Source organism: Streptomyces sp. H39-S7, from assembly GCF_027158205.1.
Classification (GTDB): domain Bacteria; phylum Actinomycetota; class Actinomycetes; order Streptomycetales; family Streptomycetaceae; genus Actinacidiphila.
In genome coordinates this window covers 3,825-11,453 of the sequence record NZ_JAPVLU010000090.1, presented here as the reverse complement: position 1 = coordinate 11,453, position 7,629 = coordinate 3,825, and the positions used below count along the sequence as shown (strand labels likewise).

The 7,629-nt window shown below is 69.3% G+C and carries 7 protein-coding genes and 1 pseudogene; 1 reads left to right on the top strand and 7 read right to left on the bottom strand.

Annotated features, from left to right (window positions below):
• From O3X23_RS41900 to O3X23_RS41875, 6 genes are all read right to left on the bottom strand, one after another.
• On the bottom strand, window positions 1-1,382 hold a 1,382-nt coding region (locus tag O3X23_RS41900; protein ID WP_269279935.1), incomplete at its 3' end, for an endo-1,4-beta-xylanase.
• Window positions 1,383-1,822: 440 nt separating this feature from the next.
• A complete protein-coding gene (locus O3X23_RS41895) occupies window positions 1,823-3,373 on the bottom strand; it encodes a sigma-70 family RNA polymerase sigma factor (RefSeq protein WP_269279933.1) in 1,551 nt (516 codons plus the stop codon).
• 210 nt (window positions 3,374-3,583) lie between these two features.
• Window positions 3,584-4,033, bottom strand: coding sequence for a hypothetical protein (locus O3X23_RS41890; protein WP_269279931.1), 450 nt, complete (start codon window positions 4,031-4,033; stop codon window positions 3,584-3,586).
• Window positions 4,034-4,291: 258 nt separating this feature from the next.
• Entirely contained in the window at window positions 4,292-4,687 is a 396-nt protein-coding gene (locus O3X23_RS41885; RefSeq protein WP_269279929.1) for a DUF2267 domain-containing protein, read from the bottom strand.
• Between the two features lie 115 nt (window positions 4,688-4,802).
• Window positions 4,803-5,198: a DUF2267 domain-containing protein gene (locus tag O3X23_RS41880; RefSeq protein ID WP_269279926.1), complete on the bottom strand. Its 396-nt coding sequence runs from the start codon at window positions 5,196-5,198 to the stop codon at window positions 4,803-4,805.
• A gap of 100 nt (window positions 5,199-5,298) precedes the next feature.
• Entirely contained in the window at window positions 5,299-5,730 is a 432-nt protein-coding gene (locus tag O3X23_RS41875; protein ID WP_269279923.1) for an Hsp20/alpha crystallin family protein, read from the bottom strand.
• Between the two features lie 130 nt (window positions 5,731-5,860).
• On the opposite strand from O3X23_RS41875, the gene O3X23_RS41870 reads away from it, so the two are divergent.
• Window positions 5,861-6,529, top strand: a complete 669-nt coding sequence (locus tag O3X23_RS41870) for a type III effector protein (RefSeq protein WP_269279919.1) — start codon at window positions 5,861-5,863, stop codon at window positions 6,527-6,529.
• A gap of 107 nt (window positions 6,530-6,636) precedes the next feature.
• On the opposite strand, the pseudogene O3X23_RS41865 reads toward O3X23_RS41870, so the two are convergent.
• A pseudogene (locus tag O3X23_RS41865) lies at window positions 6,637-6,774 on the bottom strand (VOC family protein); the annotation flags it as partial.
• Between the last annotated feature and the right edge of the window lie 855 nt (window positions 6,775-7,629).

Genomic DNA, 7,629 nt, shown 5'->3' with positions numbered 1-7,629 from the left:
GTCTTGGTGCCGTTGGCGGTGGCTGCGCCGACGGCGTCGAGGCACAGCCCCGACTGAACGCCGGCGATCGTGCCGTTGGTGTTGAGGTTCCATTGCTGGTTGGCGCCGCCGTTGCAGTCCCAGATGACCACCGCAGTGCCGTTGCTGGTGCCCTTGGCCAGAGCGTCCAGGCACTTGTTGCCGTAGATCATCAGCTGCTTGCCGGAGGTGTAGGTCCAGCGCTGGTTGGGCTGCCCGCTGCAGTCCCACAGCTGCGTCTGGGCGCCGTTGGCGGTGCTGGAGCCGGGGATGTCGATACAACGACCGGAGGGGAGGCCCCTGATCTCCCCGGTGCCGGTCTCAGCGCCCGTCCCGCCCGGAGTGGAACCGGGGGCGGCATGGAGAGCGTTCATGACGGCGGTGTAGGCGGCCTTGGGGTTGCCGTTGTTGTCGAACAGCAGGGGGTTGTCGCCGCTGCGCCAGGAGTCCTTGTCACGGATGCCCCACACCGTGATGCCGGTGCACCGGGTCACGGATAGGCAGGCGTTGACCGTGTTGGCGTAGTGGGTGGGCGACGCCTGGGCGATGTCCAGCTCGGTGATCTGGACGTCAACGCCCAGGGCGGCGAAATTGGACAAGGTGGTCCGGAAGGTGGAGGGCGGGCCGCCGGTCCCGAAGTGGCTCTGGAAGCCGACGCAGTCGATCGGCACGCCGCGGGACTTGAAGTCCCTGACCATGTTGTAGACGCCCTGGGTCTTGGCGTCCGACCAGTTCTCGATGTTGTAGTCGTTGTAGCAGAGCTTGGCCGAGGTGTCGGCCGCCCGGGCGGTGCGGAACGCTTCCTCGATGAAGCCGTTGCCCAGCACGTTCTGGAACACCGAGCCGCGGTGTTGGGTGGAGCCGTCGGCGAACGCCTCGTTGACCACGTCCCAGGCGTAGATCTTGCCCTTGAAGTGCGTCATCTCGGTGGTGATGTGGTTGTTCATCACGCTCCGCAGCGTGTTCGCGTCGCCGATGGAGCCGACCCAGGACGGGAGCTGCGAGTGCCAGACCGTGGTGTGGCCGCGCATGCGCTGGCCGTGTGCCAGGGCATGGTTGACGATCTGGTCGGCGGGGCCGAAGTTGAAGTTGCCCCGGGACGGTTCGATGGCGTCCCACTTCATCTCGTTCTCCGGGGTGATCATGTTGAACTCCCGGTCCGCGATGGCTGCGTACGTCGAGTCGCCGAGCCTGCCGGCGGCCACCGCCGTCCCGAAGTACCGGCCCGAGGGGGCCGCCTGCGTACCCAGGGTTGCGGCTCCGGCGGAGGGGAGCAGGGTGACGACACCGGCCACCACCGCTGCGGCCGACAGTCCTATCGTCACTGTCCGGCGACGCCGACCGAGCCGGTGCAGGCCCTTCATGATTCTCCTCGGGCGCCGCAGGTCGCCGTGGTCGTGCCCGCATCGGACGGCAGGGGCCGGTCCGCCGCGCGGTGGGCGCGTCGCGAGGCGTGAGTGCGTTCCTGTGTACCGGTCGCTCGGGGTTCGTGGGTGTGTCGTGTCATGGGAGCGGCTCTTCTCAGGGGATGCGTGAGCGGGGAAGTCGGGGAACCTGCCGCGCCGGCACGTCAGGTGCGCGGCGGGAGGCCCCCACGCATGGGAGGCCCCGAACGCGTGGTCTCGTAACGGAAAATCCGCGCCGCCCGGAGGATCGCTCAGTGATGCATCTCGCAGGAGAAAAGTGTTACGCGCAATGCCGCGCTTGGGTGGCCCCTGCACACGGGGGGCGCGGTGCAGGGTCGTGGTGCAGGATCACGAGCCGTTACGGCGCGGGCCGGTCCACCATGCTTACGGTGTGGTCCTCAGGACCAGGCCTTGTGCAAGATGAAGGAAGCCTGGCCCGCGAAGGCCCGGGTGCCGTCGGAGCCATCGAGCCAGACGCCACCCTCGCGGTGGCGGAGGACCGATCCGGGATAGTTGTGCGCGTGCAAAGTGACCGACCCGGCGACTGCCCCGGGGTCCGGACAGAAGGTGGCGTCCTCACGGAACAGTTCGCCGCCGTCATTGGCGCTCAGCCGTAGCCGCAGGTCACGATGGCGCAGGTAGCGGCCGTCGGGGGCGCGGAAGGTGACGCAACCTGTGTCGGCCAGCCCCGGGATGACCGTGAAGGTGGCCCGCTGCCGTGCCTGCACGCTGCTGGACGCGGAGACGCCACCGAGCGTCGCGAAGTCGCCGGTATACGTGAGGTACAGGGCGGGCTCGTCCACGGACTGCAGCGACTGCGCGCCCAACGGAACAGCGCGCGCGACGGCGGTCGGATGCACGGGGGCCGGTCCGGCCGACGTGCCGGTGCGGGACGGGATCGGCACGGGCTTGCTGACCGTGGGAGCCACGACGACGCCGGGAGCCCGATGCGCCGGTTCCGGCCAGGCCACGTAGGTGGCGGTCCCGGCAATGAGCACCGCGCCGGTGGCGAGGCTTACCAGCGGATGAGCGGTCGCCGCGGAGAGTTTGCCGACCAGCGAGCCGTGCAGGCTGCCTCCGCCCGTCACCGTGGCGACGACGCTGTGTGCGGTGGCCAGCCCTGTGGCGCTCACGGCTGTTCCCGACAGCAGGCCCTTGGCGGCCAGCGCGGCGATGAGTCCGGCCGGGACGGACAGTGGCGCGAGGCTGAGGAGCAGGAGTTCGACCGGAACCCGCTCTGTCGTGGTTGCCATGCAGACCGGGCAGGCTCGGGTGTGCCGCGCGATCCGCTTGCGCCACACCGATGTATGCAGACCGTCCCAGCCGACGACCGTCTCGAGCAGCTGCGGACAGCGCGGGTCGGCCTGCAGCGCGGCGACGATGGTGCGGCTCACTTCCAGCTGCTCGCGCATGCGTTGCAGGCGTACTCCGACGTGGGCGACCGTGAGTCCCATCGCGCCGGCGATGTCGTCGCGGCTCAACGTGCCGGCGCATTCCTGCCACCACAGCGACAACAGCACCTGATGGTCCGGGTCGAGCCACCGGCCGGCTTCGACCACCTGACGGCGCTCGTCCGATACCTGCAGACGCAGAATCGCCGCATCCTCAGGCTCGACGCGCGCGTCCGGTATCTGGCGTGCCTCGTCGATGACCGCGGTCCGGCCGGCGACGGCACGTTGCCGGTGCCAGTGGGAGTTGATCTGGCGGAGCGTGATCGACACCAGCCAGGACCGGAAGCTCTCCGGGGCTCGCAGCGCAGGTAGGTCGCGCACCACACGCAGCATGGTTTCCTGGACGACGTCGTCGACGTCGGCATGCCCTCTCAGCGCCCGCCCGACGATGTTGTAGAGCAACGGCAGGTACGCGGAGATCAGCTCCTCACACGCCCGATCGTCACCGGCCTGCGCCGCGACAACCAGCCCCGCGTGGTCCACATCCATGAGCCCCATTCCCACCTCCCTCAGGAGCAATCCGCCGAGTACGGCGCCACACCTTAACGTCGGCGATGGTCTGCGGCCAAAGCCTGCGCCCTCACCGGGCCACGGGCGTTGCTCAGCAGCTTACGGACGACGACCAGAATGGCGTCGCCGAAGCAGTCCCGCAGGGGTGTGGCCGACACAGCCGTCCGTTCCCTCAGGAACTCCTGCGCCAACTGCCGGTCATCGTCCGCACGGCCGCGCTCGCCCCTCGTAGCGCTCGCGCGCTACAGCACCCCCGCCGGGACCGGTGTCCCGACCGACGCCGGTCTGGCCGCCTGCGCCCTTCACTCGACCGAAGAGAGGGCGCCATCTCGTCGGTCGAGTGAAGGGCGCTTGCGCGCCCGCCGGATACTCGCGGCGCAGCGCGGTCGGTGCGTAATCGCCCCTCGCCCGCGAAACTCCACCCCGGAGGCCGAGGCGTTCACGAAAGGCCTCGTGGAAGTCGAGGGCCCGGTCCTCCTTGCGTGGGAAATCGTTCGCGACGGTCATCTTGGCCACCGGTGCAGCGGCGGCGGCGATCTCAGAGATGGTCGCCGCCTCGAAGCTGCGCTCCAGGAACAGGCTCTGCACGGCGTCGGAGACGGCCTGGCGGGTCTGACGCTTCTTCAGTGCGCGCAGTCCAGTGGTCATGGCGGCCTCGTTCACCGTTGTCGGCGCCCCCGTCGCCGACGGTGCCCCCTGACCGATCGAGCAGCCTGTGCGGCCTCTTCGGCGGGCCCCGCAGCCGTGCTGTTGTTGCTACCAGCGACATCAGTGGTTACGCCCGCCGCCGGACTGGGTGCCGCGCATGACGAAGCCGAACGCCAGACGACCGGGACGGCGATTTGCCGCGGTCGCCGGCCCGTCTCAGCGTGGGCCGCCGGCGCCCGCTGTTCCGGTGGGCCTGCTCTAGGCGGCTTGGATGAGTTCGGCGCGGCCGAACAACAGGGCGTAGCCCGAGGGGAGCTGGTCGAGGATGCGGTCGAGAAGGAGGGGGCCGGCGAGCTGGGCGACCGTGGTGAGGACGGCGCCGGTGTCCCAGCGTGCGGTGGCGGGTGTGCCGCCGGTGCGGGTGGCGAGGTCCTGGACGAATTCCCAGCCGGTGCGGGGGCGGATCGTGGGGATCTGGGCGGTGAAGGTGAGAGCGGACTCGACGGGGAGGCGGGCCTTGAGGTCGACGCGCTCGTCGCCGGTGAGCTGCTGCCCGAGAGCAGCAAGCACGGCGTGGGTGACTTCTTCGGCTCGTTCTCGGGTCGGATAGGCGCCGTCGTACCGGATCTGTTCGAGCATCTGCTCGAAGGACATGAGGGGAACGGTCGTGCTGGGTTCAGGCTTGGAGTCGAACAACGGTGGTCGCCCTTCTCGTGTGGGGAGGGGGTGTTCAGACTGGGGGGGAGTCAGCGGAAGACCCGGTCGGGTCTCAGGCGGTGTGGGGGTAGCCGAACAACGAGTCGTAGCCCGGGGGCAGCTGAAGCAGGATGTGGGTGGTGAGATCCCGTCCGGCCGCGTCGGCGGTCACGCTGAGCACGGCGCTGATGTCCCCCAAGGCCGTCTGGTCGGTGGCCCCTTCGATCCAGGCGGCGGTGGCCCGGACGAACCGTTCGGCGGACAGGGGTTCGGCGGCCTGCAGGGGGTTCAGCAGGATCAGCGCGAAGGTCTCCGGGAGGCGGGCGGCCAGATCCGCGCGAACCTGGCCGACCAGGTGGGCGCCCAGCAGTGCCAGGACGACCCGCGCTGCTTGGTCGGCTTCCTGGCGCGTGGTGTAGTTGCCGCGCTCATGGATCGTGTCGAGGAAAGCTTCGTGTCGCATGACCATCGCGGCCTTCTTCGTGCGGTGCGGGCGTGGGTGCCGGTGCGGAGGGCGGGAACGCAGGGGAGGGGCGTTCCCGCCCCCGGCGGTGGGTCGGGCCCGGGGTTCAGCTGTTGATCTGCTGGCGATTCTCGGCGCGTCCGATGCTGACCTTGCGGGGCTTGGCGCGCTCGGCGATCGGGATGCGCAGGGTCAGGACGCCCGCGTCGTAGTCGGCCTGGATGCGCTCGGTGTCCAGGGTGTCGGCGAGCATCACCTGGCGGGAGAACACGCCCAGCGGTCGCTCGGACAGTTCGAGCTGCACGTCGTTCTTGGCGACCGGGCGGCGTTCGGCCTTGACGGTCAGCATGTTGCGCTCGACGTCGATGTCCAGGGCTTCGGTGCTCACGCCGGGCAGGTCGAAGGCGATGACGTATTCGTCGCCGTCGCGGTAGGCGTCCATCGGCATGACGGACGGCTTCGACCAGGTGCCGGACGTTCCCGTCAGCTGCTGGACGATCCGGTCCATCTCGCGGAACGGGTCAGTGCGCATCAACATCGCGAAACACCTCCAGTTGGTTCAGGCAGGAACTGCCAATGCGCTGCAAGGTGCTTCCGTTGTAACATGTCATCCAATCGATGACAACCATGGTGTCGTCAGAAGGGTGACATCGACGAAAGGGACGCCCATGCCAACCCCGACTCCCACCGAACCCGCCTCACTCGGCGCCGCCGCAACCGCCCTGCACCAGATCAACGAGGCGCTCCACGCCGCCCAGACCCCCCACCCCGCGCAGAACCCGCCGCGCGAAAAGGAACCAGCCGACCCCCAGCAGGCGCTGGCCACCCTCCTGCTCCTGCGAGAACTGCGCGAACAGCTCGCCGGCTGGGAACCGGCCCTGATCGAGGCCGCCCGCGGCGCGGGCGCCAGCTGGGCCGACCTCGCCCCGCCGCTCGGAGTCGCCAGCCGCCAGGCCGCGGAGCGCCGCTACCTGCGCGTACGGCCCGGGGCGCCCGGCGCCACCGGCGAACAGCGCGTTCAGGCCACCCGCAACCGCCGCGCCGCCGACCGCACGGTCACCAGCTGGGCCCGCGACAACGCCGCCGACCTGCGCCAGCTCGCCGGCCAGATCACCGCCCTTACCGACCTTCCCGCCCGCGCCGACACGCCCCTCGCCCAGCTCACCGACGCCCTGGCCCACAGCGAGGCTGTCCACCTCCTCGAACCGCTCACCGACTCCCGCACCCATCTGCAGGCCGACCACCTAGACCTCGCGGACCGCATCGACACCATCACCCATCACACCGACCAACTCCGCCAGAACACCTCCGGCCACCCCTCCACCCCCACCGGCTGAGAAGTTGGGAGCAATCGTCAGGGTCTGTGGATAGGGCGGGATCGCGCTGCGCGTTGCGCTGCGGCCGCGCCGAGGTGAGCGGCGCCACCGCGCTGAGCGGGACCGCCTCAGGAGAAGTCTGCTGCGGTGATGCCGTCGGGATGTCCGACCGGCCACTCCGCCAGCTCGATCCGGTATGCGTCCGGGTCCGTGAGCCACGACATCTTCGGGCCGTGAGGGCCGCCCGGATGCTGGACAGGCTCCGGCCAGCGTCTTCAGGGGGGACAGTGCGGAGGGGCCCCGGACGAGCCCACGTGGCAGCCGTCGGTGAGGGGCCGGGGGCACGCGTCGCCGAAGTCCGCCTGCGGAGCGGACGGTGAATGGCCGCTCGCCTGCGGTTCTCCTGTTCCTTCGGTGCCATCCGTCGCCCTCGGCGCCTGCCGGATGGAGGACAGGATGCCTGTCGGTTCGTGCCACGAAAATCTATCCCAGTTGAAGTAGACATCTGCCCCTGGCTGTGGGTAGTGTTCTTCTCGTAGCCAAGAAGGAAGCAGGGCGCGGCAGATACGAACTGCCGTGCAGAGCAAGTGGCACGGTGATGGAATTCGGCGGCCAGTGCAGTGTTGGTGGGTCGCAGGATTGATTGCCGGGCCGGGCCACCCCGGGAGGGGCGGCCGCGCAGTAACGCAGTACGGCAAGTGCAGTTCTGACACGCAGTAGGCAGTACCAGATGTAGCAGCAGTGCAGTACGTGAGTGGTTCCTCGGTGAAGGCGTCGGTCTGCGGGCGCGCGCACCGGGAGGTTCGGCAGTGGGGTTCTAAGCCAGAGCAGGTGCACAACGGGCGACGGGGCTGGCTGCCGGAGGTGGTGCGGTGAAGGCCACCAGCAGCACCCGCGGCACATCCGCGGGGCAGGGCCAGCAGTGAGTGGAACGGTGGTCTCTTGGTGAAGGCGTCGGGCTGCGGGCGCGCGTGCCAAGAGGTTCGGCAGTGGGGTTCTAAGCCAGGAATGTTGCAGGACGGGCGACGGGGCTGGCTGCCGGACGGTGGTGCGGTGAAGGCCACCAGTAGTTCGCAGTACCGGTTTGGCAAGTGATCAGTTCAGAGGGAACGGAGGGGTTG